We start from the raw sequence: 1510 nt of genomic DNA on the forward strand, positions 1-1510 counted from the left end.
TCAGATCCTCTGTCACCCCGACTTCCTCTCCAAGTTGATCGAAAAGATAGGTAGCCCCATAGAAGCTGCGAGCCTGCCGGGTAATTGGTACTGGTCCCGGTTTGGCTTTTGCCACTACTTCAGCTGCTTTTCTTTTTCGTGTCGGCACAATCTTCTGTGTTTCAGGATCTACGCGCCCAATGCATTTACGTTTTGCCCGGGAATGCTGCTTGTCCTTATCCCAGAACGAAATCGACTCGTATGCATAAGTAACTCCAGTCTTCTTGTTCTTCTGATATACAATGGCTGCCATATACAATCCTCCTTTTTCTCGTTACAATAGTGCACATTATAACGATGATTTAGGCAAGGAAAATCGTATTATCTCACACATTATTATAGAGTTACTGCATTCTTATCGTTACATAATTTCGGGAACTCAGGGTACATGACTCGCACTAAAAAATGACCCCATCGTATTAATGAAGCACAGACGGGGAGGTACTGGCGAGAAACGGAGGAGGTACTAAGCTCATATGATAAAGAGACAACTCATTGTACTTATTATAATCGTAACTTCAGTACCTGCGAGTGCTGCTAACCACTGGGGAGATAACCTCGATGGAGGAGGCAGTAGTGGATATGCCGATTGGATATTCCCTACTCTTGTGTGTGTTGGCCTGTGTGGTTTAGTGATCAGAGAGACGGAGCATAGACACTTCAGTCCAAGGAAGGCTTCTATAATATCATGGATCTCGGGTATCCTATCTTTTAGCCTATAGGTAGGCTGGATGGCTTACTTAGGATAATGAGAGGAAGTGTCTCTAGAGACACTAGAGATCCATCTTAGGCTCTAGTCCATTACTCCTCATGTATCACAGGTTCAATCCCATTAACCGTAAAGGCCTTCTTCAGTTCCTCCTGAGCTATATCTTTCTTGGAGATAGGTACTCTTACAGAGTCATAGATAGGATAGAACTTAATGCCCTTATCTAGCATGCTCCTCATGAACTTGGCCATGCATTGGGCTTCAAGATACATAAGGTGAGGTCCAAGACCCTTATAAAGATACTCTTCTGTTAATTCGGGATGGTTCCTTTCCAACTGATCAAGAATGTATGAAGCGTTATGTGGTAGGCCTTTATCCTGAGTTCCCGGAATTGTGTAACGATGAAAATACAGTAACCCTATAATAATGTGTTAAATAATACGATTTTCCTTGCATAAACATCGTTACAATATATATTATTGTAACGAGAAAAAGGAGGGTTGTATATGGCAGCCATTGTATATCAGAAGAACAAGAAGACTGGAGTTACCTATGCATACGATTCGATTTCGTTCTGGGATAAGGAGAAGCAACATTCCCGGGCAAAACGTAAATGCATCGGGCGGGTAGATCCGGAAACACAGAAGATTGTGCCGACACGAAAAAGAAAGGCAGCTGAAGTAGTGGCAAAAGCCAAACCGGGACCAGTACCAATTACCCGGCAGGCTCGCAGCTTCTATGGGGCTACCTATCTTTTCGATC

Annotated in this window: 1 protein-coding gene and 2 pseudogenes; 1 reads left to right on the forward strand and 2 read right to left on the reverse strand. The window is 43.4% G+C overall.

The features are described 5' to 3' along the window. Window positions 1-292: pseudogene (locus FCL48_RS24610) on the reverse strand (transposase); the annotation flags it as partial. Window positions 293-840: 548 nt separating this feature from the next. Further along, window positions 841-1020 (reverse strand): hypothetical protein, encoded by a 180-nt coding sequence (locus tag FCL48_RS24615; protein WP_136876741.1) that lies wholly within the window; start codon window positions 1018-1020, stop codon window positions 841-843. Between the two features lie 234 nt (window positions 1021-1254). Here FCL48_RS24615 and FCL48_RS24620 point away from each other — a divergent pair. Beyond that, window positions 1255-1510: pseudogene (locus tag FCL48_RS24620) on the forward strand (transposase); the annotation flags it as partial.

The sequence above is a fragment of the Desulforhopalus sp. IMCC35007 genome, from assembly GCF_005116575.1.
GTDB lineage: Bacteria > Desulfobacterota > Desulfobulbia > Desulfobulbales > Desulfocapsaceae > Desulforhopalus_A.